General features: G+C 43.6%; 21 protein-coding genes. 10 read left to right on the top strand and 11 right to left on the bottom strand.

Annotated features, from left to right (window positions below):
• Window positions 1–45 precede the first annotated feature (45 nt).
• From AACT52_RS33975 to AACT52_RS33965, 3 genes are all read left to right on the top strand, one after another.
• Entirely contained in the window at window positions 46–3,015 is a 2,970-nt protein-coding gene (locus AACT52_RS33975; RefSeq protein WP_073628252.1) for an NHLP bacteriocin export ABC transporter permease/ATPase subunit, read from the top strand.
• Window positions 3,016–3,818: 803 nt separating this feature from the next.
• Window positions 3,819–3,977 (top strand): hypothetical protein, encoded by a 159-nt coding sequence (locus AACT52_RS33970; protein ID WP_158054537.1) that lies wholly within the window; start codon window positions 3,819–3,821, stop codon window positions 3,975–3,977.
• Between the two features lie 6 nt (window positions 3,978–3,983).
• Complete coding sequence (locus tag AACT52_RS33965; protein ID WP_198940839.1) at window positions 3,984–4,658, top strand: glutathione S-transferase family protein; 675 nt, start codon at window positions 3,984–3,986, stop codon at window positions 4,656–4,658.
• 186 nt (window positions 4,659–4,844) lie between these two features.
• Here the strand turns inward: AACT52_RS33965 and AACT52_RS33960 are convergent, their stop codons facing one another.
• The 5 genes from AACT52_RS33960 to AACT52_RS33940 form a co-directional block, all read right to left on the bottom strand.
• On the bottom strand, window positions 4,845–5,585 hold the full coding sequence (locus tag AACT52_RS33960) for a dienelactone hydrolase family protein (protein ID WP_073628250.1): 741 nt from the start codon (window positions 5,583–5,585) through the stop codon (window positions 4,845–4,847).
• A gap of 568 nt (window positions 5,586–6,153) precedes the next feature.
• Window positions 6,154–6,969, bottom strand: a complete 816-nt coding sequence (locus tag AACT52_RS33955) for a MinD/ParA family ATP-binding protein (protein ID WP_073628248.1) — start codon at window positions 6,967–6,969, stop codon at window positions 6,154–6,156.
• A gap of 275 nt (window positions 6,970–7,244) precedes the next feature.
• Window positions 7,245–8,309: a Tll0287-like domain-containing protein gene (locus AACT52_RS33950; protein WP_073628246.1), complete on the bottom strand. Its 1,065-nt coding sequence runs from the start codon at window positions 8,307–8,309 to the stop codon at window positions 7,245–7,247.
• A 644-nt stretch (window positions 8,310–8,953) separates the two neighbouring features.
• The gene (locus AACT52_RS33945) at window positions 8,954–9,973 is read right to left on the bottom strand and encodes a histidine kinase dimerization/phosphoacceptor domain-containing protein (protein WP_073628244.1); all 1,020 of its coding nucleotides are present in this window, start codon (window positions 9,971–9,973) and stop codon (window positions 8,954–8,956) included.
• 159 nt (window positions 9,974–10,132) lie between these two features.
• Window positions 10,133–13,399, bottom strand: a complete 3,267-nt coding sequence (locus AACT52_RS33940) for a type 2 lanthipeptide synthetase LanM family protein (protein WP_073628242.1) — start codon at window positions 13,397–13,399, stop codon at window positions 10,133–10,135.
• Between the two features lie 264 nt (window positions 13,400–13,663).
• Between AACT52_RS33940 and AACT52_RS33935 the strand changes: the two genes are divergently transcribed.
• The 6 genes from AACT52_RS33935 (at window position 13,664) to AACT52_RS33910 (ending at window position 17,510) form a co-directional block, all read left to right on the top strand.
• A complete protein-coding gene (locus tag AACT52_RS33935) occupies window positions 13,664–13,861 on the top strand; it encodes a hypothetical protein (protein ID WP_073628240.1) in 198 nt (65 codons plus the stop codon).
• A gap of 987 nt (window positions 13,862–14,848) precedes the next feature.
• Window positions 14,849–15,049 (top strand): hypothetical protein, encoded by a 201-nt coding sequence (locus tag AACT52_RS33930; protein ID WP_073628236.1) that lies wholly within the window; start codon window positions 14,849–14,851, stop codon window positions 15,047–15,049.
• Window positions 15,050–15,121: 72 nt separating this feature from the next.
• Window positions 15,122–15,322: a hypothetical protein gene (locus tag AACT52_RS33925; protein WP_073628234.1), complete on the top strand. Its 201-nt coding sequence runs from the start codon at window positions 15,122–15,124 to the stop codon at window positions 15,320–15,322.
• Between the two features lie 231 nt (window positions 15,323–15,553).
• Window positions 15,554–15,754 (top strand): hypothetical protein, encoded by a 201-nt coding sequence (locus AACT52_RS33920; RefSeq protein WP_073628232.1) that lies wholly within the window; start codon window positions 15,554–15,556, stop codon window positions 15,752–15,754.
• A 63-nt stretch (window positions 15,755–15,817) separates the two neighbouring features.
• Entirely contained in the window at window positions 15,818–16,018 is a 201-nt protein-coding gene (locus AACT52_RS33915) for a hypothetical protein (RefSeq protein ID WP_073628230.1), read from the top strand.
• 277 nt (window positions 16,019–16,295) lie between these two features.
• Window positions 16,296–17,510 (top strand): S8 family peptidase, encoded by a 1,215-nt coding sequence (locus AACT52_RS33910; protein WP_073628228.1) that lies wholly within the window; start codon window positions 16,296–16,298, stop codon window positions 17,508–17,510.
• Here the strand turns inward: AACT52_RS33910 and AACT52_RS33905 are convergent.
• Window positions 17,494–18,306, bottom strand: coding sequence for a response regulator transcription factor (locus tag AACT52_RS33905; RefSeq protein ID WP_073628226.1), 813 nt, complete (start codon window positions 18,304–18,306; stop codon window positions 17,494–17,496). The genes AACT52_RS33910 and AACT52_RS33905 overlap by 17 nt on opposite strands.
• Before the next feature lie 123 nt (window positions 18,307–18,429).
• Window positions 18,430–18,648 (bottom strand): lanthionine synthetase LanC family protein, encoded by a 219-nt coding sequence (locus AACT52_RS33900; RefSeq protein WP_073628224.1) that lies wholly within the window; start codon window positions 18,646–18,648, stop codon window positions 18,430–18,432.
• A gap of 358 nt (window positions 18,649–19,006) precedes the next feature.
• On the opposite strand from AACT52_RS33900, the gene AACT52_RS33895 reads away from it, so the two are divergent.
• Window positions 19,007–19,201 carry a hypothetical protein gene (locus AACT52_RS33895; RefSeq protein WP_073628222.1) on the top strand — a complete coding sequence of 65 codons (195 nt, stop codon included), beginning with the start codon at window positions 19,007–19,009 and terminating at the stop codon, window positions 19,199–19,201.
• Window positions 19,202–19,856: 655 nt separating this feature from the next.
• Here AACT52_RS33895 and AACT52_RS33890 read toward each other — a convergent pair.
• The 4 genes from AACT52_RS33890 to AACT52_RS33875 form a co-directional block, all read right to left on the bottom strand.
• A complete protein-coding gene (locus AACT52_RS33890; protein ID WP_073628220.1) occupies window positions 19,857–20,666 on the bottom strand; it encodes a response regulator transcription factor in 810 nt (269 codons plus the stop codon).
• Between the two features lie 29 nt (window positions 20,667–20,695).
• Window positions 20,696–21,949 (bottom strand): PAS domain-containing sensor histidine kinase, encoded by a 1,254-nt coding sequence (locus tag AACT52_RS33885; RefSeq protein ID WP_073628218.1) that lies wholly within the window; start codon window positions 21,947–21,949, stop codon window positions 20,696–20,698.
• Window positions 21,950–22,440: 491 nt separating this feature from the next.
• Window positions 22,441–23,106, bottom strand: coding sequence for a response regulator (locus AACT52_RS33880; protein WP_073628216.1), 666 nt, complete (start codon window positions 23,104–23,106; stop codon window positions 22,441–22,443).
• Window positions 23,107–23,542: 436 nt separating this feature from the next.
• Window positions 23,543–25,258, bottom strand: coding sequence for a sensor histidine kinase (locus AACT52_RS33875; protein ID WP_073628214.1), 1,716 nt, complete (start codon window positions 25,256–25,258; stop codon window positions 23,543–23,545).
• Window positions 25,259–25,324: the final 66 nt, after the last annotated feature.

The raw sequence follows: 25,324 nt of genomic DNA, 5'->3' as shown, positions 1-25,324 counted from the left end.
TAGCTGTTCACTGTTTTAAGAAAGTCAAAATTTAAAATAACGAAAATGTTACAGCAAACTATAACCGTAATTCAACAGGGACAACAGTATATTTTTCAAGGCAATGAACCGATAATTCTAGATGATCCGCAGACGGTTTGGGTGGTAAAATCTGGTTCATTGGCACTATTTGCTATCAAGGTCAAACATGGTATCCCTGAGGGTTCACGCCGTTATTTATTTAGCATAGGCTCTGGGGAAGCAATGTTCTCAACAGCAGTCAGTTCGCAGGATGAGGTGCGTCAGATTCTGGCGGTGTCGATGGAGGAGACAGAACTCATTAGGGTGTCAATAGAAGACTTTAGCAAGTCGATTGCTAACGACGATTGGGCGCAACCCAGCGCTTTAAAAGGCGATGGTCATCGCAACGCAACGGTTCTGTTAGAGAACTGGATTCATCAACTAGGCTCGGTACTCTCCGACTTTACCCCTCCCACGCTTCCAGCGCAACTTGAGGGTATCAACTACTTCTCGTTAGGCACTGGTGATATCTTCCAGCCTCAGCAAGGCACGGTATCCTGGGTGCAAATCCAGCAAGGGTATGCCAGATGGATGGGGTTTGAAGAACTGCCGCTCTGCCTTGGAGATGGAATCTTGCCCTTGGATAGTTGTATGTGGTTGCAAGCTGGGGAAACAGTTGAGCTATCAAGTGTGAATACGTCTGCAATTCGAGATGTGGATACCTTAATAGACAGTTTGACTTTGCTTGCAACTTATTTTCTCGGCTGCATTGAGATGTTGGAACAGCGGGAGGTGTTTGCAGAATTACGTAGGTTTGAGGAAAGGGAACGTCTCAATTATCAGGTGATGGAAGAGACATTGGGAGAACTGTCATCCGTACTGCAACCACGGAAAACAGCCTTTTCCCCAGTGGTGACACCGACTACCAGTGACCCAGACCAAGCCGTACTAATCGCTGCTGGTGCAGTGGGGCGAGCCTTGGGGATTACGATTCGTCCCCCAGCTAAATCGGAAGACCTCAAACGCGTTCAAGACCCCCTAGAGGCGATCGCCCGCGCTTCTCACATACGGATGCGTCGGATCGCATTGACTGATCAGTGGTGGAAAAAGGATTCCGGTCCAATGCTTGCCTACACTGTGGAAGACAACCGTCCAGTCGCCCTATTGCCAGTATCTAACAGCACCTATCAGATTTTCGACCCACAGTCGCGGACTCGCATCCCTGTGAATGCTCGCAAAGCACCAAAGCTGGACCCGACTGCGTATATATTTTATCGCCCTTTGCCTGATAAAAAACTCAAAACCTTAGATTTGCTTAAGTTCGCGCTACGGGGTCACTTCAAGGAGCTCATTGTCATCTTATTGACTGGAATTGTTACCACCCTGCTGGGGATGCTCACCCCAACTGCCACCGCCATTCTCATGGACAACGCCATCCCGGATGCTAAGCGGGAATTGCTGCTGCAAATCGCTTTAGGTCTGTTGGCTGCTGCCTTGGGGGGAGCTATCTTTCAACTCACCCAAGCGTTTGCCATCATCAGGTTGGAAACCTTTGCAGACTCCTCGACTCAAGCGGCGGTGTGGGATCGGCTGTTGAACCTCAAGGCGTCGTTTTTTCGCTCCTACTCAACTGGTGACCTGAATTCTCGGGTGAATGCTATCACTCAGATCCGAGAGAAACTGAGTAGTACTGTTCTAAAAACCATCTTTTCAAGCCTTTTTTCGTTACTCAACCTGGGATTGCTATTTTACTATAATGTTTCACTAGCTCTGATAGCCTGTGTTGTAGCTATTGTGAATATTGCCGTCACCATCGTCTCTGGCATCCTGACTCTGCGTCAGGTTCGTCCTATGCTGGAGATAGAAGGAGAGATTTTTGGAGTGATGGTGCAGCTGATTAATGGAGTTGCCAAACTCCGAGTCGCCGTAGCTGAGGCACGGGCTTTTGCCTATTGGGGTAAACACTATAGTCAGCAGCTAAAATTGATGCTCAGTACCCAAGGGATTGAAGACATCCTCACCGTTATCAACAAGGTGTTGCCACCTTTAACGAATGCCGCCCTCTTCTGGTTTGCTACGAGTTTGCTGCAAAAATCCCAGGTTCCAGGAGGAGGCTTGTCTATTGGCACCTTCTTAGCGTTTAACGTCGCTTATGGCACCTTTATTAGTGGAGCAACCAGCTTGAGTAGCACGATTGTGGACGTTTTGCAAGTCTTGCCTTTGTGGAATCGGGCTGAGCCAATTCTTTTAGCCGCACCAGAATTAAATTCCAGTAAGACCGATCCTGGTAGATTATCCGGCAGACTGGTTGTAGACCATGTGGTTTTCCGCTATCGAGATGATGGACCCCTAACGCTTGATGATGTGACTATCCGGGCTGAAGCGGGAGAGTTTATTGCCATTGTCGGACCTTCTGGAAGCGGCAAATCTACTCTTTTACGGTTACTACTGGGATTTGACTTCCCTGAATCTGGCACTATTTACTACGATGGGCAAGACTTGGCTGGGCTGGACGTCCACGCTGTGCGCCGACAGTTAGGTGTTGTGATGCAAAATAGCCGAATGATGTCAGGTTCCATCTTCGAGAACATTGCCAGCGGTGCCCTGATTACTATGGATGAAGCTTGGGAAGCTGCGCGAGCCTCAGGCTTGGCGGATGATATCGATGCTATGCCGATGGGTATGCACACTGTAGTCAGTGAGGGGGGTAGCAATCTCTCTGGGGGACAACGGCAACGGCTGTTGATTGCTCGCGCACTGGTGTTGAAACCCCGGATTTTGCTGTTTGACGAAGCCACTAGTGCCCTAGATAACAGAACGCAGGCTATTGTCAGTCAAAGCTTAGAGCGGCTACAAGTGACCCGAATCGCGATCGCTCACCGACTCAGCACAATCCGTAATGCTAACCGTATTTATGTGCTTCAAGGCGGTAGGGTTGTGCAGCAGGGCAGTTTTGAGCAACTCGCAAATCAACAGGGGCTGTTTGCTCAGCTTATAGCTCGGCAAATGCTTTGACACAGAAAACTTGAAGTCATTTTTTGATGTTAAGAATTTCTTTAAAATGACTAAAAAGAATATTGATACACGGAATATGTTTGCCCAATATGCCGCTACATCCTCTGTTGGCAAGCATTAAGGGTGCTCTCTAACAATTAACCCCGGTGCGACCGGGGTTAATTTTTACCCAATTTATTGAGCGAGATTCCCTATTCCCGAATGGTCACCAGAGTGATTATATGACAAGAGAAAACGTTCGGTAAGCCCCAGTCTTACTGGGGTTTTCTTATGAAAGGATAAATCATAGCAGTCATCTATCATTTTGTCTAGGAAATAGCGCTACAGGGGAACCACTAAAAACACGCCGCCGTAGCCAAACCCCTTAGCCAAGTCGAAGCGATCGCTTCCAACGGGGCTTTGCCAATCGCGTTGCGTCGCCGCCGCTTACCCTCAAAATAAAAAGCCCCTCACACACAAAGGGGGGGGTGATAGATACACACACATTTTTAACTAACGAATAATCATTACTAGCGGCAGGTGAGGTGAATTATGCAGCTCCGGTGGCGATCGCTCCAGACGGCACTCTTGGAATAAATCGACAGCGCGAGATTGCAATTTTCAGGCATATCTCCTACTTTTTAAGAAAATCAACGCATATATATCTAATAGATAGGGTATATTTCCTACTTTTATTTCCCTGCTAGTTTTATATAAGGTGAAAAATGTATTGTGCTACAACCAGATTTCACCTTGTTCTTTGTTAATCAAAATTTTAGATAACTATTCTGCCCGAATAAGCTTGTTATTTTGTTCTGAACGATGTGCTTTGCGATCGCGTTTATGCGGGCACTTCGTGCCATCGCACTCACCCCCGGATTTTGTTGTTTGACGAAGCCATGAGTGCCCTAGATAACACAGGCTATTGTCAGTCAAAGCTTGGAGCGGCTACAGGTGACTCGAATCGCGATCGCATCTATTAACAGAGTATGCTTATTACTGTTGGATTTTTGATTGAGAACCTAAAAATAATGGTAAAGCTCACCGTTTATGGAACCCCTGCCAGTACTTATGTCCGTACCGTCCGGTTGCTGCTAGAGGAAGCAGGTGTAGACTATACCCTCAAAGGAGTTGATATCTTCAATGGGGAAAACCAGTCGGCAGAGTACCTCGCCAAGAATCCTTTTGGCAAAGTGCCGACACTCGAAGTGGATGGGCAACTGCTTTACGAAACCGGTGCAATTACCGAGTACCTCGACACCGTTTTAGCCGAGCACAAATTCAGCCCATCTGATCCAATGCTCCAGGCTCGGATGCGCCAGATTATGGCAATTATTGATAGCTATCTCTATGCCCCTGCGATTGGCACAATTGTGGTTCAGCGTCTGATTGTACCAACTCAGGGTGGCAAGGCAGATGAGGAAAAAGTGAAAAATGCTGTCGCGCCTGTACAAACCGCGCTAAACGCAATCGAGTCACTAGCTGTTGCTAGCCCGTATCTGCTCGGCAGCGAATTGAGCATTGCCGATTTCTACCTGATTCCCATCTTCATCTACCTTTCCCAGACTCCAGAGTTTGAGGCAACTACTGCTCAAACTCCGAAATTGCGGACTTGGTGGGATAAAGTCAACCAGCTTGAGAACGTGAAAAAAGTATCTGCGTAACAGTATTCGGTTACAACACCCCGCAGCATCCCACCAGCCAGTGCATGACTTTGGGCAGTTCCTCTGCCTGCTTGGGTAATTTAAGGGGGCTTCGCAAGCAACAAAAACACAGAGATGGTATGTACGCTTTGCTCCCAATGGCAGTCAAGGGTTTGTATGGTGATGACTGTTGGGAGTCACATTTCTTCAGTTAGGAAATATACGTTCCAAGAAAGCTTTTATTTCAGCCCAAGCAGAGGTCGTAGCAGCAGAATCGTAGCGATAACCATCGTCGCGCATAAAAGTATGCTCTGCTTCATAAAAGAGAACTTTGTGAGGTACATTAGCATTCAACAGAGCTGTAATTATGGTTTGCCGATCCGAGTCTGGGATGTGAGGGTCGAGTGTACCGAACACTATTAGCATCTCGCCTTTGATTTCACTCACCCGATGGATTGTATCAGCTACCCCCTGCCCCAACTTGCCACTGGGAATGCCAGTCGGGTAGCAGCACACGGAAGCCTTAATTTCGCTCATGAATGCTGCACGGAAAGCTAAGTGCCCACCAATACAAAAGCCTAGAGTGCCTATTTGACCTGGAGAAACCGAACTTTCTGCTTTAAGAAATTCAATCACAGCACGGCAATCGGCATCATAATCAGCGATCGCAGTTCGACGAGCATCGTCATTGCCCCGCATCCGACCTAGATCGTCTGGTTCAATAACTAAACCAATTGGCTCAATGCGATGAAAAATTTCTGGGGCTGCCACTACGTAGCCATATCCTGCTAAGTAGTTAGCTAGACGAATTATGGGACCACCTAACTGATAAATATCACTATAGAACACAATACCTGGGTAAAGTCCTGCTGTTTTGGGAGCCGCTACATAGACACGCATCAAACTGTCATCTACTCTCAACTCGACATTGCGCTTAATGATTTGCACTTTTTTATCTCCGTGTCATGCCTGCTTTCATGAGGACGCATCTTTTCATTATTTCCCCGTCCCCCAGAAGTAAGGAGTTATTTTAGAACAATTTAATGAATGGCTGGCAGCAACAACCGAGTTAGCCTGTGAGTGCACTGGCTATCAAAGCAACAATGACGCTACACTTCAAAAAACCGCTCCCCTCAAGATGTATCCAAAGATAAACCCAAAAATATGCCTCTTGAGCAATGCCCTATAAGCCTCACACAAAAGCTTTTAGCTACAATGAAAAGACGCGAATCAGGGTGGCAAGAATGAGGGTAGCAGCAGTATTATTCGCAATGTCTTTGGCTCTTACACCTGCCACTGTGTTGGCACAACCAAAAACAACTGGATCAGACCAAGAGAAAATACTACGAACACGTATTAACCAGCAAATTCAAAGTTTTAATGTCAACCTTAAGGACGAGCTGAAGGAAACACAGGACCTTAAGCGATTCAGCAGGCCGTATACGCTCGAATTTCAGAGGAGAAATGAGCAGATGCAGCACCGCCGAGACATTTTTAATTTGGGGATACAAAAAGGTCAAAATTTTAGATAACCATTCTGCCCGAATAAACTTGTTATTTTGTTCTGAACGATGTGCTTTGCGATCGCACTCACGCCCTGCGTCCAAGGATGATTCGGGTAGCACAGAGAGAAAACATCGCTGCTACCCAGTTGAAACATCTCTTCAGACACAGGTAGAATGCTAGCCACAGTTGTGTTGTAAGTTCTTTGCACCTGTTGCTCTAAAACCCCAAAGTTGATAGCTGGCAGTACCTTGTTAACCACCAACAGCATTTTAGGCACCTCTAACTTGCGAGCAACATCTACAGTGACAGCTGTACCCTGGTAGTCCTGGTGGTCTGGACGCAAGATAATGACTAGGACATTGGAAAGAATGATAGAGAGCAGCGTTTCTTCGTTAATACCAGGGTGAGTATCAATCAACAAGTAATCCAGTTTCAAACGGCGGCTGAGATTGCCCAAACCCTCGTTGAGCAGGCGTGCGTCGTATCCCTCACGGAGTATTCGAGATATTTCGCCAGTCTTGATACTGGAGGGAATCAGATAAATACTACCCCTGATCGCAGCGCCTTTGTGGCTCGTCTTGAGAAGTGGGGTGACATCGTAGGCTGCATCTTCAATGGCACAGCGTCCCCACAGATAATCATTCAGAGTGTAGCCTATCTTGTCCTCATTGAGACCAAAAAGAACGTGGATTCCAGGCGATTGGATATCGGTATCGACAATGCCAACCCGTTGACCAGAGCGAGCGATGATAGTTGCTAGGTTAGCAGTTACGTTTGATTTGCCAGTTCCACCACGGAATGAATGGACGGATACAATTTTAGACATAATGTATTTCCAAAGATAAGAGTTGACCGAATAAGGCAAAAGTTAAAAGTTAAAAGGTAAAAGAAAGAAGAATAAAATTGGTCACAAGCCCCTGAATTTCTTCATGGAAAAGAAGGTAAAGAATTTTTTTGAGACACTCATGCTGTGAAAAAAAGGCGTCCTTGCTACAAGCCCCTTGATTCATCTATGGGGTTGTCTTTCTTTTTACTTTTTACTTTTTACTTTTTACTTGGATTGACATTAAGGCTTAGGGGACGAGTTGGTATTACTCTTGTTCAAGAATCGGATTCTGCCCATTTTTTTCTAATCTCTTTTGCCTGTACACTTAAATTTTGAAAGTATTCTGCATCAATGATTTCAGCCACTTGACGAACCCTCTTGGTTTCGTCAATCTGGATGGTGAGTTCTTGCATCTGTTTTTTCAAGCGTTGCTCACGAGTGTAGACTTCATGAACCATTCTCAGGAACACCTCTCCTAACTGTCCTAACTCGTCAGTGCGCTTAGCGATCGCCACCAAGCTTCTGAGTTCAAACATCTCAGTCCGGTTATAAACAAATGTATCCGTGCTAATTTTTTGAGCCAGCTGCGCCATTGGTTTGAGGGGTTGGATAACGTTTCGCTTTAGCAAATAGTTAAATGTAAGAATGACCAGGGTAAAAATACCAACGAAAATTGCGATAAATAAGAAAAAAGCTTGAGAAACTCTGTCAAAAACTTCACTTACAGGAAAATAAACAATTTGAGTCGCAATAATTTCATTGAGCTTCCACCCCATACCGTTCTCTGTTCCATAGGTTTCTAAATGATTTTTAGGGGCTGTTTCTGGGGTGCCATGACAGCGAAGACAGCTTGAATCTTTAACAGCAAAAGGACGGGCGCTATAAAACAATTCGTTTCCATACAAATTCCGAAAACCTGATAAAATTTTCAAGTCGGATTTGTTACGAAATTGCTCTATCAGTTGGGTCTCAAATTCGTCAGCTTTATCCCTTGTATTTGTCGGATTGAGTGTAGCGTCTTTGTAAAAGTAATCTGTATATTCTTTATTTTTGCGTAGAATTTCAAACACCTCTCTAGCTGCAAAACTTGGAATGCTTTCGGGAAGAAAATTTTGTTGATTTTCTAAGTAAGGTGCTAATAGAGTAGTTATGTGGGTAGCACTATACTCTCTTACTGAATTTATCATTTGTATGAGAATCTGCCCCCGATAATTTATTTCATCTTCAGCTCTTTGCTCAAGTGCCTTTGATAAAGCAAAACCACTCATTAAGATAGCGCCTATAAAAACTAGCGAAAGGAGCAAGGTAAATTTTGTAGCAAGCTTAGAATGACCTCTCATTGCTTTTCTTATTTTTATCTATAGGAAAATGTCCTACCGATGTTAAGGTAAGCGATCGCTCCTTTTAGATAAAAGTTGATCCTTATTTTTTCTTCAGTTGTATTACCAGTCGGGTATAGGTTTGATACAACTTTTTCATCTTTTTAGGAACTGTATTCATCGTAGAGATTCAACGAGTCACAAACATCTGAAAAACGTCTGGAATCCTACAACCAAATAGACACATTCCCTTCGACTAAAGTTAAACCAATAGGTAAAATTAGCTACGACTAAGGTCAAAAGAGGTCGCAGCTATTGTTATCAACGTATCAAAAAACCTACTACCTGATATCTTGCACGTATCCGTATAAACCACGATTAAGCACAAAACATCGAAATAAAGTTACATTTTATTATGGGCTTTTTATCAAAAATAAAGCACTTTGCGGCTCATACTTAGTGCTTAAATAACATTAAATTTTTCGTCTAGCCCAAAGCGTGTCAACTTAAGGCGAAAACTAGTGCTGGAGAGCTTTTTCCTTGTTACCATGCTCTGCATGGTAATGCATTATTAGAGGCTCTGCCTCTAGCAGCTGTGTGATCGTGAGACAGAGTCTCACTTAAGGCATTCCAAGTCTCTGACTTGGAACGAGTTCTAACAAGTTTTAACAAGCCCTCACCCCTTCAACATAAGTGCCTTCTGCCTTATTTTCAGAGGTGTCTTGATCTTTCGTTTCACAGGACAGTTCTGCTCGTGGTGGTGGTACACTATGGATGCGTAGTGCACGAACAGAATTGCGAATCTCTTGCATGGTCGTGACTCCTAAGCGTTGGGCTTGTGCCAAAAACTTTTGCGCTTGACTAGGGTCGATAGACCAGAGTTTTAGGGCGCTTTGTAACTGAATATTGATGGCAATCAACGCGTGTCCCAACGCGTCATAGCTTTCATAAGCAACGCGGTGGTGTGCTTGGAGTGCGGTGATTTCCTCCTGTTGTTGAGTATACTGTCGCCATCGTTGTTGCTCACGCGCTAGTTGCTGCTGCATCTGTTGCACCACCAGTACGTACTGCATCAACTGCATCAGTAGTAACAGCACAATCCCAAACCAGAAAATATCACTCCACTGGCTCAACCAATGTTGTGGGGACTGATTGAACAACGCAGATCTGTGACTGCTGCCAAGCTGTTGCACTCTTGTAAGTAACATAATTGCCAAAACAAACCCTGCCATTGCCCAACGCCCAAGCAATGGTAACAAAAAGCAACTGCGAATCATGACGATTAGCAACAGAACTGGCAACAGCCACAACTGTCCACTTAAAGCCAGCCATGCCAAAACTAAACTGAACTGTATGCCAATGTACAGCATTTTGCCAGCAAATCTACCACTGGGTAATATGCCACCGGTCAATGCAAACACAGCCAGGATGAACAGTTCGACTGTTTTGGGAAGCCATAGTTGGGGCACTAACAGAGGCTCTAGGGAGATAGCCGCGATCGCGCCTTGGGGAGTGCCGTTTGCGGTAGCGTCTGCGAAGGAGAAGGCGATACTCGCAGAGGGAGCTGCCCAAAGAGCGATTGCCCAAGGGGCAGTGGCAAAGCCAATCGCGATTAATAGCAACCCCCATTCCAAGTAAAGCAAAAAGCGGACAGGATGGGATTGAGTGTTCAGCCAGTTATTCATAGCAGCAGCATAAAGAAAGTAATCTGCAACAACAATGCACAATGTTTCGGTCAGACTCGCAATTCTTTCGGTTCTACTTGGTATAGATAAAAGCGTGGGTACGCGTAAAAGCCGCTTGAGCGGCTTCTGTTAGAGTGGCGAGGATGAAACGATCGCTGTTTACTCCCACAACAATACTGAAGGAAGCGATTCCGGATATGCTAACCTCAGGAGTTCATAACCGATTCCAGAGGTGCCTTGAAAGAAACCAGGGTTGTAAATATCTCCGGAAAGTTCGGAAAACAGATAAAAACTACCAACTTGTTTTGCCCTTGCGACAACCTGTGCTGCCTGTTTTTGGACAGTATTCAACAGATCCGGACGCTCAAGCTTGCTGGCTCCTACTAATAGCACCTCCATTCTGCCAAAGTTACCGCAACACAGATGGTCGATGTTGTGTAAACCAAATTGCTGAGTCGTGTTGATGGCGACTGCAATTTCTTGGCGAATTTCTGCTGTATCAAGTATGGGCAGAGTTCCCAAACGGGCTAAACCAATGCCAGGAGCACCATGACACCAACTCGTCATAAACGATAGTTTACTCTTATTGAGAGAAAAATTTCGCACATCTGGCCAGTTGCCATCATCGGGTGAGAAGACGCTGCGTTCATAGGCGATCGCTTCTTCTGCTGCTTCTAGAAAAACGGGGTCTTGCGTAGTTTTGTACAATCGCAGTAAGGCGTAGGCAATGCCCGCTGCACCATGAGAAATTCCCGTTGCTAACTTGTCTTCCAAAGTTGCCCAAGCTCGCAATCCAGTCTCGCTCTTGGTGCGGTTATTTAGCAGGTGATAACCTAAGGCTTGGGCTTGATCGAGAATGGCTGGATTTGGCTTTGCTTGGTATAAAGTTAGTAAACCTAGTATTGCCCCTGCTGCGCCTGCTATCGTGTCAAATTGGCGATCGCTCGTAATACTTTCTTGGCTGATTAGCGAGGCTGCAAGGCTAGCTGTATCAAGAAGCTCTGGTTCATCCAGAAACCGGCTGACCTGTACCAAGGTATAAACGATAGACCCTAATCCAGTAGCTCCACCAATACCTAGTTCCTTGGTAAGTCTTGGTTGCTCATTCGGTTCTGTGTGCTGTAAGGTTTTTTTCAGGTCTTGCAAGGCGCTCAATGCTAAACCTCGAAATCCCGGGTCACCAGTAACTTTTGCCAACGCCGCTAAAAACAGAGCAACTCCGCAAACACCGTCATATAAGCCATAGCCCAAAGGCTGAAGTTGCATCCGCTCTGCCTTAGGGAGGTATCCCATACCAATCCAGGTGACACTCCCGTCCGTGGCGCGAATTGCTTTTTGTTGCAGTTCTTTAGCAATCTTTACTGCCTCTTCTACCAGTTGTGCTTGTGTTAAGGGAGTTATTGCATTGAGATCCAAACCAACACTACCACGCTGAGTGGGTGTAATATTAGTCATGCCACGAGCAACCCGTGAGTAAAAAGAACCCCGAATAATTCCAATCTGTTGAGCTAAATCTGCATCATTAAGCTGCTGTAGACGAGAAATCATGCGGTCATAGCTAGGTTCTTTAAAATATCTTTCAATAACTATGTCAGAGTTGAGTGTCAGAGCATCACTGCTTGAGTCAGCAAAGAAATAAGGAATATCCATTTGTTCCATGGCTTGTTGTTCTACTGCTAGCAGTGACCAGATCCTAGGTTTTTCTTCTGCTGCTAAAAATGCCCGACTCAGCACATCCAGTTCAATACTGCGGTCTACACCATGCTGCAAAAATTGTGGATAGAGGGTTTTCTCCAAAAAATGACCGTAGACGTGAGTATTACGAAACAAAAACCTTACTCTCTGATGAGCCAGAGCAGCTAAAGGGCTATCAGTTCCTAAAAGAGCTTCTCGTCGTTCTGACAGAAACTGATACATCTTTTGGAAACCATCTACAATTTGATTAACGTAGTCACTAGGTAAGAGGGCGATGCCATTGAGCGAAGGTACATTGTTTGCAGCTGACATAATACCAGGCTCATACTCCAATGCCATGTTATCAGTATTGATGTTCTGCCACTTTTGTATGCGAACAGGAATTTCCTGCTCACCAAATCCTCCCAAACCACTAATATCGTGAGCTTTGCCTCCATCTGCCCCAAATTCCCATCTTGGGAGTAGTCCAGTCCGCAGCACAGAATCTTCAAACAACTGCTCATTGGCCAGAGATTGTGCCCCTACTTCTTCTGTAGGATTAACCTCGCGAGCATAGGGATGCAGAAGGGTTTCCAAATCTACCAGCACTGGATGTTCTCCACTAGCGATCAGATTTTCCTGATGACAGTCATTCCCTTGAAGCAAGTAAACTAAACACAGAAGCATTCCGACACGCTGATAGTATCGCTGTGCTGCTAGCTCATCTTCAATCGGCAAATGCTCTACATACTCCATCCAGCCATGTGTCTTGCAGTCGATAACTTTGAGTGTCTTGAACGGTAGCAAAGCTTCCTGCTGATTACACCAAGCGAGTAACTGAAAATACGTAGCTTCTAAAGTTAAGCCTCTAGGTTTGTATATTACCTTCAATTCAGACTCAAAAGTCACAGCCATCACGGAACGCCCTCGGTTGTGAGGATCGGAAAGATTTCCTTGGATTTCAACAACCTGACCAGTCTTTTCTTGGAACGTTTGCTGGATGGTTGGTAAATCTGATGCTAATCGCTGAATAAATTCTGCTTTTTCTTCTACCCAGAAATCTATTGTCGTCGCTACTAGCCGTGCTAACACACTGTACTTTTGAAAGAAAGATAACAGTCCTTCTGCTTTTAAATCTTCAATAAAAGTTTGGTACTGCACATTAGAATGTTCACTTTGCTGTTGAGTTAAGGAAATGTCAGCAGATTGCTTCTGTGCTTTAAATTTTGAAAACTCAAGGTCTAAAGCCCGGACACCAAGAGATGCTAACTTCGATAGCAGCTGACGTTCCAAGCTGATGTGGACTGCTTCGGACAGCAATTGCCAACTAGCACCGACCTGTGCAATTAGTTTTTCCCGCGCTATATAAACAAAGGGCAGATAAACTTGTTCAAAGGGAATTGGGTTTTCGGTTTCCAGACAGCGACTGGTACTTGTATAAGCTGCGTCCCAATCAGTTTGCAACGCTTCGTGCAAAGTTTCCGTCCAAACGGGGAGTTGTTCCCCATCGACAAGATGGACAGCACCGAGAACCTTAACAATAGTGCCAGAATCCAGATCATCCCAGACAAGGCGTTTGGCTAACTTTTCTGGGTTGCTTTGTGCGACTATCTGGCACCATGCTTTCAAGCGAGACATAGCTAACTTGTTGTTGTCCTCAGCTTCATCTGGAACAAAGCAATTACCCAATCTCTCAACGAGTGTACTGGCTTGTTCGGCTATTTTGAGTAAAGCTTGCTGTGAAACATCCATGCTATTTGTATCCTTTTTTTTATTGAGTTCAGAATATTTGTTCTACTAGTTTCAAATTGAAATTTTAGATAATATCAACTATCCGGCACAATTCAATTTATTTATTTTTGACTTCAAAATCTTTAGATGATTTTTCTTGAGCGACTCATAATTCTTTAGTCTGTCTCCTAAAAAAAACAAATTGACGCTCTATTTGGAGCTAGCTATTGTAGTAAGTGTCAAGAGAAAAATGACATCAAATATTAATCAATAGGAGACAAAATCATGCAAGACGAACTGAAGAATGTTATCTCTCAAGCTATGAACTCTAACTCTGAGTTTGAGCAAGAGTCAACCACACAATTTGAAGAATTATCTGAGGAAGATTTGGAGGTAGTGGCAGGTGGTATTTGTCTTGGTTGGAGTTTGATAAAACAGTGTAAGTATTGGAGTATTATAAGAAATGGCAACGATAAAGTGTAAGCATAAGCTTAGAACACTTTAAGGAAAATGTTCCTTTGCAGGCTAAGACCTAACCATGCCTTGCTCAATGCACTGAACCCGTAAAAGAATTCAGGTCCTAAGTTGTGTGACTTAAATGTGCTTTAGTTTATCCCTAAAACCAATAGTTAGTGTAGGCATTTACGCAGGATGGTAACCATCAAAATTCAAAATGTTCTCACACAGTGAGCTTTAACAGAGGATTCTGTAAAGCTCATTTTTTTATTTTATTAACACCTTTATCATCAGTTCATGACTTCAAAATATTTTGTTTTTACCTAAAAAAATCAAATTGACGCTGTATTTGGAGCTAGCTATTGTAGTAAGTGTCAAGAGTAAAATGACATCAAATATTAATCAATCGGAGACAAAACCATGCAAGACGAACTCAAGAATGTTATCTCTCAAGCTATGAGCTCTAACTCTCAGTTAGAGCAAGAGTCAATCTCGCAATTTGAAGAATTATCTGATGAAGACTTAGAGGTAGTAGCAGGTGGGCGGTGCGTGAACTGCACTTATAGAATACAGTGTAAGTATTGGAGTATTATAAGAAATGGCAACGATAAAGTGTAAGCATAAGCTTAGAACACTTTTAGGAAGACTATTCCTTTGCACTCTAAGACCTAGCGGTGCCTTGCTCAATGCACTAAACCCGTAAAAGAATTCAGGTCCTAAGTTGTGTGACTTGAATGTACGTTAGTTTATCCCTACAACCAATAGTTAGTGTAGGCATTTACGCAGGATGGTAACCATCAAAATTCAAAATGTTCTCACACAGTGAGCTTTAACAGAGGATTCTGTAAAGCTCACTTTTTTATTTTCTTAATACCTTTATCATCAATTAATGACTTCAAAATATTTTGATACTCTACCTAAATAATTTAAATTGACGCTCTATTTAGAACTAGTTATTGTAGTAAGTGTCAAGAGTTGATTGACATTGAAGTTGATAAAACATGAGATATATAAATGCAAGACGAACTCAAGAATGTTATCTCTCAAGCGATGAACAATAGCTCTGAATCTGAACAAGAACACATCGCAGCAAGTGCTGAGGAATTATCAGATAAAGCTTTAGATGCAGTCGCTGGTGGTTGTTGTTTTGTTAGCACGATTATCAAACCTTGCATTGCTTGGAGTGTTATTCGTAACGCCAACAACAAGGTCTAAGTTAAAGCTTAATACATGAGTCACAACTTGAAGAAATCAATCACAACTTATTCACACATAGGAGACAAGAAAATGCAAGACGAACTCAAGAATGTTATCTCTCAAGCGATGAACAATAGCTCTGAATCTGAACAAGAATACATTGCAGCAAGTGCTGAGGAATTATCAGATGAAGCTTTAGATGCAGTTGCTGGTGGTGTTTGTGTCGGTTGGTCTTTCGTCAAAGCTTGTGTTGCTTGGAGTTTTTTCCGCAACGCTAATAACAAGGTCTAAGCTAATTCGTCAAAAATTGAAGAAATCAATCACAACTTATGGGATCATCCCAATTTTGCAAAAACATGTTTGTCATTGCGAACGAAGCGACAGCGTAGTGAAGCAATCGCAAGATCTGGGATTGCTTCGCTCCACTACGTTGCGCTCGCAATGACAGTTCATAGTCTGGGTTTGATAGAACTTACACATTTGGGATGCTCCCCAACTTATTCACACATAGGAGACAAAAAAATGCAAGATGAACTCAAGAATGTTATCTCTCAAGCGATGAACAATAGTTCTGAATCTGAACAGGAACACATCGCAGCAAGTTCGGAAGAATTATCAGATGAAGCCTTAGATGCAGTCGCTGGTGGTGTTTGTGTCGGTTGGTCTTTCGTCAAAGCTTGTGTTGGTTGGAGTTTTTTCCGCAACGCTAACAACAAGGTTTAAGCCAATTAGTCAGAAATTGAAGATACAAAATCGCAACTTAATTCACACATAGAAGACAAGAAAATGCAAGACGAACTCAAGAATGTTATCTCTCAAGCGATGAACAATAGCTCTGAGTTTCAGCCAGAACACATCGCAGTAGGTTCTGAAGAATTATCTGAGGAAGATTTGGAGGCAGTGGCTGGTGGTATATGCATATACTTCACTATCCCCATAGTATGCCTTCGTAACACTAAGTTTCGTAACGCTAATAAGTTAGCGTAAACTACAGCTTAACAATTCAATAACTACTTGAAAACTCCAAAATGATAAAACCCAGTGAACTTTGACAGCTAATTGTGCTAGATTCACTGGGTTTTATAAAAAATTACGTCTAATACTTTCAGTTTATTACTGCTAATTTTTTTTAATTTATACCTAAACAATTCAAATTATTAGTGTAAGCTTATGCTTATCAACATATATGGCTAAGAATGACAGCAATAAGTAAAAAATATAACCTGCTTTCACCCAAACTGTCTGAGGAAAGTTTTTAAACTCTATGAAAAATTTGAAACTCCTCCAAGGAATCGTTACCTCAGGGGTGATTGTGACAACTGCCGCAATGGGCAGCTTTGTTACCACGGTTCAGGCAGCTACCTTCACTCTGCCAATTGAAGCAGCAGCCAAAGCTACTGGAGTTGATGTATTACGAGACCGTTACGGTCTCGACGGCAGCGGAATTACCATTGGTGTAATATCTGATAGCTTTGCTACAGCAAAAACCTTCGACGCCTCTGGTAATTTGGATACCTATGCTACCAACATAGCCAATGGCTACTTACCTTCTGGTGTGAATGTACTAAAGGACTACACTGAACCTGATGCTCAGGATGAGGGTCGCGCCATATCGCAACTCATTCATGCTGTGGCTCCTGGAGCCAACCTGGCGTTTTACACAGGTACTGGTGGGGCAGATTCCATTAGTCAAGCCATTCAAGCTCTGGCCTCTGCTGGAGCAGACATCATCGTGGATGATATCGGTTTACTCCCCCAAAATACCCCTGATACATCCTCAAACCTGCTAGATCTAGAACCTCCAAATGGTTTTATCAACCAGGCAATTAACGCGAACTTTAATCAGGGGATTTCTTACTTCACTGGCGCTGGTAATGATTTTCCCAATACCCCAATATACGGGCACTCAAATAACCCAAATGCGCTGAGCGTTGGAGCAGTGTACTACGGGAACACCCCATCCTACTCAAACCGAGCGTTCGGTGTTGTTGTAAACCAGGGAGAACTGGAACCTTTCTCCTCTGAGGGCAATCCAGGTTCCCTAAAGCCTGATGTTGTGGCTCCAGACGGGCTACCAATTTCTTTCAATTTGGGTGGAGGCGCTCGTCCTTATGATGACCCCCGCTTCTTCAGCTTCTTCGGCACTTCGATATCGGCTCCGTTCACAGCCGCAGTAGCAGCGCTGCTACAACAGGCAAACCCAAACGCAACGCCTACAGAAATCTACAATGCTCTAAGAAATACAGCTTATAACCCTTCGCCGGGCTTCGACTCCAGACGTGGCTTTGGTTTGATTAGGGGAGATCAAGCTATCCTCGCACTAGGTGTGCAACCCAAACCGACAACTATCCCCGAACCTTCTGCTGCCCCAGCTTTGCTGTGTGTTAGTGTTCTGATTGCTGGTTTACTCCTGAAACGGAATCCGCAAAAGTCCAAAGCCCTCACCTTAGTTCATTCAGGACTCATGACTCAGGACTAGAACGGTGTTGGTTTCGCCAGACTTGAGGAGTCGTTCCAAAGCTGATGCGAAACTGACGAAACAAACAGCCTGTATATTGATACCCCACTGCCTCAGCAATCTGCTCTACTGACTGGTTAGTTTCCACAAGCAACGAGCATGCCTTTGCCATGCGGCGCTGGGCAATCCATTGATGCACCGTTTTTCCCGTCTGACGTCGTACGAGATCTGTTAAGTAAGCTGGGGCGTAACCAACTGCTTGGGCTACGTCACTCAAGTTAATTGACTGCTCATAATTGGCTTCGATAAAGTCGAAAACTTCTTTGAGTTGACGGCAAACAGGAAAGATTGACTGAGGGTCTGCTGTTGGAGTAGTGTCAGCAGCAGGTGGTGTTGTGACTTGTTGTGACTCGTCAGCAGGAGGAAGTGCTGTGACTTGTTGTGACTGGGCTGCATACCACTGTTTGATGGCTGCTTGTTTTTCTAGTCGGGTGGCGATCGCTCCCAATAATTCTTCTGCCGTAGTAGGCTTGGTAAGATAGTCATTGGCTCCGAGCTTCATGCCAGTACGAACTTCAGCCGTGGTACTCTTGGCAGTAAGAAAAATGAAGGGAATCATCGCTGTTACCCGGTTTTGGCGTAACGAGCTAAGAACACCGTAACCATCTAGTTCCGACATCACAATATCGCAAAGTATCAACTCAGACAAGTGTTCTTGTGGCTTCTTGACGCCGACAAAGTAGCCAGCCTGATCGCCAACGAAAGTTTTAAGTATCAGTACTTGGGTGCAGCATAGGGGAGTAACCTGTGAGCACAATGCGTTTGGATTTCGGTCAAACTCGCAATTTTTTCAGTTTTGCTTAGTATACAAAAATGTACGTACGCGTAGAAGCCGCCCAAGCGGCTTGTCTTAGAGTGGCGAGGATGAAACGATCGCTGTTTACTCCCACAACAACACTGAAGGAAGCGATTCCCCATATGCTAACCTCAGGAGTTCATAACCTATTCCAGAGGTGCCTTGAAAAAAACCAGGATTGTAAATATCTCCGGAAAGTTCGGAAAACACATAAAAAGCACCAACTTGTTTTGCCCTTGCTACAACCCGTGCTGCCTGTTTTTGCACAGTATTCCACACCGGACACCACAGCGTTATTTGCATCCTTTTTTTTATGCAGTTCAAAATCTTTTTCTTACTAATATAGCAATCCTATTTCATTTGTAAAAATTGACCTTATTCAGATCCCCGACTTTGCAAAAGTTCTCGCGGATATTATTTTTTCACAAATCATTTATGATTGCTATACTCAAATTTGAATTTTAGATAATATAACCTCTTTACCACAATTCAATTTCTTTATTTTTGAATTTAAAATGTTTAGGTTATTTTTTTAGATAACTCATATATTTTTTATAAACCTTTCTAAATAAATTAAATTGACGCTCTATTTGTAGCTAGCTATTCTAGTAAGTATCAAGAGTAAATTTACATCATAAATTAGAAAACAGGAGACAAAACAATGCAAGACGATCTGAAAAAAGTTATCTCTCAAGTTATGAACACTAACTCTGAGTTTAAGCAACAATCAATTGCACAATTTGATGGAGAATTATCTGATGAAGATCTCGATACAGTAGCAGGTGGTCACGGTCGCCACCACGGTCACCACCACGGTCACCACCACGGTCACCACCACGGTCACTGGAAACACTAAGAGTTAGTTTAAGAGTAAGTTCAGCAGGTTGGTAATCACCAGTATCTAACCTGTTCTAACCCAGTGAACCATAATAAAAAACTTTTCTTGGTTCACTGGATCTACATTCTTGATTTAAGTTTAAGTTTGTCAGGAATTAACTTCTGTTATCAGAAGTAATTACCGCCCTTAAATCCTAAAATTCGAGGCCGTCTGGATGCGGATTTTGAGAACTAATAACCTAATGTCAATGTTGCAAGACCCTCATTAAGACTAGGTTTGGTCAATTTCACTCATATCAAATAAAACCGTAATAAACTAGCAAATCTGGAAACTTTACTATGTTAGAGCAAAATACCAACAAATCCTGGAGCCAATTTGAAGCTGAACAGATGAAGGCTGTATCTGATATCTTGCACCTATCCGTAGAAACCACGATTAAGCAAAAAACGCATAAATAAAGTTACATTTTCTTATGGGCTTTTTATCGAAAATAAAGCACTTTGCACTTAGTACTTAGTGCTTAAATAAAATTCAATTTTTCAGGTGCAAGATGTGAGCCTCTCACTAGCCGCGAAAATCGCCGCTAGCAACAAATGAAAGAAGCACCTGCATTCTTCATTTTCTGAAAGCCTTGCTATATAAGCGTTATAAAATGTGCATCTTAAGAGTTATCTCAGTTCAATGCAGTACTTGATTGAATGCGCTGCGCGTTACGCCAGACTTGAGGAGTCGTTCCAAAGCTGATGCGAAACTGGCGAAAGAAACACCCTACATATTGATAGCCCACTGCTTCAGCAATCTGCTCCACTGATTGGTTAGTTTCCAGAAGCAACGAGCATGCCTTTGCCATCCGGTACTCCACAATCCATTGATGCACCGTCTTTCCCGTCTGGCGTCGCATTAGATCCGTTAAATAAGCTGGGGCGTAACCAACTACCCGGGCTACGTCACTTAAGTTTATTGAGGAGTGATAATTGGCTTCGATAAAGTCGAAAACTTCCTGCAACTGAGGGCTAGCAGGAGAGGATGACTGGGGCTGTGCCGATACAGAAGCAGAAGCAGGAGGAGGTGCTATGACTTGTTGTGGTTGAGCAGCGTACCATTCCTTGATGGCTGCTTGTTTTTCCAGTCGGGTGGCGATCGCTCCCAATAATTCCTCTGCCGTAGTAGGCTTGGTAAGATAGTCATCGGCTCCCAGCTTCATGCCAGTACGAACTTCACCCGTGGTACTCTTGGCAGTAAGAAAAATGAAGGGAATCATCGCTGTTGCCCGGTTTTGGCGTAACGAGCTAAGAACACCGTAACCATCTAGTTCCGGCATCACAATATCGCAAAGTATCAAGTCAGGCGCGTGTTCTTGTGCTTTTTCGACGCCGACAAGACCGTTTTCTGCACTAATGACATCGAACCCTTCCGCCTCCAAGCATTCTAGAAAGATATTTCGGTTTTCTGCCTCATTTTCAATCACTAAAACTTTTGTCATGGTTTCCCTCAATCTTTAGTTATTGTTACTCATTGACATAATGGCAATGTGATTGTACAAGTGGTACCAACGCCTACTTCACTCTCCACGAAAATTTGACCACCATGTATATCCACAAGCTTTTTGACAATTGCTAGCCCCAGTCCACTACCTGGTCTATCGCCAACATTCCCACCTCGATGAAATGCTTCAAATAGGAGTTGTTGGTCTGCTTTTGGAATACCAATTCCTTTATCTTTTATCTGGAAAATAACTTTTTCATCTTGGCAGGAAAGTACCAAATCAACCGTACTGCCCTTTGGAGAATACTTGAGCGCATTCGAGAGTAAATTCGTGAGAATTGGCTGCAGCAATTTTTTATCCATGCAAACTGCTTGACAATCACCTTGACTGACAAAGGTAACTGTATGTTGGCTGCTTTCGCTCAAATTCATTTGAGCTAAGATGTCATGGCAGAATTGGAGTAGATTAAGTGGTTTTGGCTCAAACTTTAGCTTTCCTGCTTGTGCTGTATCGATGATGAAAACTTCATCCATTAATTGACCGAGCTGTTCGACTGTTGTTTGAACCCGGTGGAGATACTGTAGTTTTTTCTCTTCACTCCAACTGTGATGATGACGTTTCAATAAGCTTGTGGAGAATGAAATCATGTTCAGCGAAGAGCGAAATTCATGACAAATCATCGAGACAAACCGCTCTTTGTGTTCACCTCGTTCTTCTTGTGCTAAACTCCGGTGAATCTCTTTTTCTACTTGCAAACGGTTGGTGATGTCCCGAAAACTCCATACTGTACCGATGATTTGCTCACCAAGCCGCAGAGGTTGACAGTATCGCTCGAAAATCCGACCATCTTTCAATTCCAAAGTATCGTAGCCCTCAAGATCCGCTTGGCTGTCGAGTTCCTGGATACGCCTGCAAAAGTTATCTGGATCTTTGAGTTGATTTTTATAAAAAGTCAGGTATTGATTATAGTTGCGTGACTTAACGATGAATTCTGGAATTTGCCACATTTGGACAAATTTCTGATTAAAACTAACAATATGTCCCTTGGAGTTGACTGCAACAACACCTTCTGCAGTGGATTCTAGAGTCGCCTGAAGTAAAGAAAGAGACTTTTCCAGTTCCGCCTCCGCTTGCAGACGCGCAACTTTCTCGCGGTATAGTTGCTCCGACGCGTTACGTAATTTAGCAACAAGGTTTTGCGTTCTAGAGTCTAGAGCTTCATTACTCCTGTGTGAGGGTAATAAAGACAGCTTGCGGTTGTTGGTATCGCGAAGAAACATACAACTATACTCCTTACTGTTGTATTTCACATAGATAACGGTAATTTTTACTGGAAAGCTCTGACTTTCCTCAATTTTAAGTGGTTTATGTACTAATATGTACATTAATGCTTCAGACCTTACGCAGCCTTGACGGCATTTCAGGGATTTCAGACGTTGCAAATCCCCCTAACCTCCCTCAAGAAGGCAGGCTTGGTGTAAGTCCTGTGTTTGATAGTTTTCTAGTGCTTTAATAAAAGTTGTAGTCATTCCTGTTAGGAATAACCAACAAAACTGTATGCTGCATCAACGACTTTTTGTATAAAAGCATTTTTATGAAATTGAAGAACTTGGTTTTTATAGAAAGAACTTCTCAACCAGTTCATGAATCTCATTATAAAGTTTCAAGCAGGAAAAAATCTCTGAAAAACGTCTTGATTCTCAGCGCAACGAATAGATAAACTTCCATTGACTAAAGTTAACCAGATAAGTAAATATTCTTATAACTTTCGTCATGGTTTATCCTGACTCTCATCCCAAATTATAGAAGTCGCATAAATTGCAAGTTGTGCTCGGTTCTTCAAATTCAAGCGGTTAAATAGATTGGTAACGTAAGACTTCACCGTGCCTTCCGAAATAAAAAGCCGCTGAGCAATCTCGCGATTGGTAGCACCTGTGCCAATTAAGCGCAACACATCTCGCTCCCTAGCAGGTAACTCAGTCAGAACAGTTGGGGTAGATTCGCGATGCTTGGAGGCTGAACTGGAAGATTGAGTTATCAACTTTTCCATTAGTCCGGGGGCTAGCTGCGTATAACCACGATGGACAAACCGAATTGACTCTGCCAATTCTTCAGATGGCATATCTTTGAGCAAATAGCCCTTGGCACCAGCCTGTATCGACTCAGCAATGTATTCATCATCATCAAAGGTACTCAGAACAATGACTTTAACTTTTGGAAACCGCTGAGTGATAACCCGCGTAGCATGCTTGCCATCCATGACTGGCATCCGCATATCCATCAGTACCACATCTGGTTGCAGTGCCTCTACTTGCTGGATCGCAGCTTCTCCATTGTCAGCCGTACCTACAACTTGCAAATCTGGCTCTAAGCTCAACATGACTTTGATACCGTTGCGGATAAGACTTTGGTCATCTACTAATAACAAACGAATCATAAAAATGCACCTTCTTTGTAGGCAATAGCTCAAGGGATATCTTGTAAAAAGCGGACGGGATAGGGTTGGGTGTTCAACCAACTTATAGCAGTGAGCGACTACCGTAGTAAGCTTTATCTCTATTAATACTCTCAGTTGAGCTTCTGCACTACGAACAACCGCAATTTTCAGACCACAGGTATACCAATTCTCTTCATCCAATCAGTAGGAGTAATATGATGTTCGCAAAATTACCCATAATAAAACTTGTTTGTAGTAAGGACTTTAGTCCTTGCTTTGGTGGAAGAGGACTCTTGTCTTCACTACGAATGGACGCACGGTTATTTAACCGGACATAATATAAGTAGGTATGCAAATTAAATGGCACACAGAATCCTCTCAAAGGCTTATTCAGCAAGGCAAGAGTGTGAAATTAATTTTGCCTAGGTACTTATGATCAGGACAAACTTTTGTTTCGGCTCCATAAATACATTCGCTGTTGAAATTCAACAGCTATCTGAGCATCGGGAATTTTTTTTGCTATCTTTTCTACCAGTTCTAGTTCGCAAATCCCAGGTGAAGACTTGAGCGTTTCCTTAATCAGGAACGAGGCGAACGGTCCGACCAAATCTGTTAGTTGTTGCTTACATTGGCGCAGAAAACTCTCATCAATAATTTGGTAGCTCGATTCCGAGAGATGTCCCCCAGTGGTTTCCACTTGGCTGACGGTTGAGTTAAACACAAGCGTTACCCGCTCCTCAAACTCAGTTTGTTGAGCTGGAGGGATGTGAGACAACAGCCGCGCAACGAGTTCTTTGCAGTTAAGCACCTGTTGCGTCACTTGTTGAAGTAGAGATGAGGCGAGCGGACCAATATAGTCCGCCAAAATTTGTTCCAACCATGACGATTGCTCGTAACAAAGAACCAAGCCTCCTGTTGATTGTGTGGCGGTCAAAGCCAAAATATCAGCAGCAATATTGTCTAGTGACTGCTTTTGCTGAAACGGCAGTTCAACCCTAAACTGACGGCTCTTTCTTGGTTCTGTTTCAACATGAAACTGACTGCTCAATGCTTGTCGAAATTCAGCAGCCACCTGAGGATCGGGAATTTTTGCTGCTATGTTTTCTACTAGTTCTTGTTGGGAAATTCCAGGCGAAGACTTGAGCGTTTCTTTCATCAGGAACGGAGCGAACGGTCCCACCAAATCCATCAGTTGTTGCTCGCATTGGCGCAGAAAGCTCTCATCAATAATTTGATAGCTTGAGTTCGATAAATAATGTTCCCTATTGGTTTCCAGTTGGCTGGGAGGAGGGTTTAACTGTGAGGATTGTTCGTTGTTACGACGAACTAAGGCTGCTGTTGGTGGTGCAGCGGTCAAGACAGAGACATTATTATTATTATTATGGGCAACGTTATTATGGGCAATGTTATTATGAGCAACGTTATTATAAGCAACGTTATTATAAGCAACGTTGATTGGCGATTTCTCTAGTGTCGCTTCTTGCTGGATTGGCAGTTCAACCTTAACCTGACAGCCCTTTCCTGGCTCTGTTTCGATGTGGAACTGACCGCTTAATGCTGCCACCCGTTCTGCCATCCCTTTAAGTCCGAATCCTTTTGGCAAGACATTCCGTCTAAACCCCTTGCCATTGTCTGCGACTATAAGTTGCACCGCGCCCGGAATGGTTTTGATCTGAATTTTCACTGCTGTTGCTGCTGCGTGCTTGCAGATGTTGTTCAGAGCTTCTTGCACAATTCGGTAGACCGTGGTAGTAACCTCTTGAGGCAGAGCAGTAGACAGGTTTATGCAGGTCGAGATTGATAAGCCAGTGACTTGCTGAAAATCTTTTACTAGAGATTCTATCAATTGTTCTAGAGGCTTGTCGGCATTCTCCGTTGCTCGTAACAAACAAACAGACTGCCGTACTTCCTTGATAGCATTGGCACCAAGCCGTTGAGCCTGCGTCAGAAACGATTTAGCTGCTTCAGGATCGAGCTTCCAAAGCTTGAGAGCAGTTTGCAACTGAATATTGAGCGCCGTTAGCGTTTGTCCCAGTGAATCATGCAAATCGCGAGCGATACGTTGGCGCTCTTTAGCTCTAGCGATGTCCTCAATTTGAACTGCACACTGGTGTAGTTGCTCATAGACTGATGAGAGTTCTTCCCAACCCATGCGATCGCCCCCTCGCAATCGAAACTGCGGTACCTACAATCATGCCACGCTGCAACTAGTAGTTTG

This window comes from Scytonema sp. HK-05, from assembly GCF_963872035.1.
In the GTDB taxonomy this organism is placed as follows: domain Bacteria; phylum Cyanobacteriota; class Cyanobacteriia; order Cyanobacteriales; family Nostocaceae; genus Kalymmatonema.
The sequence above is the reverse complement of the archived record's forward strand: the minus strand, read 5'-3'. Positions and strand labels throughout refer to the sequence as shown.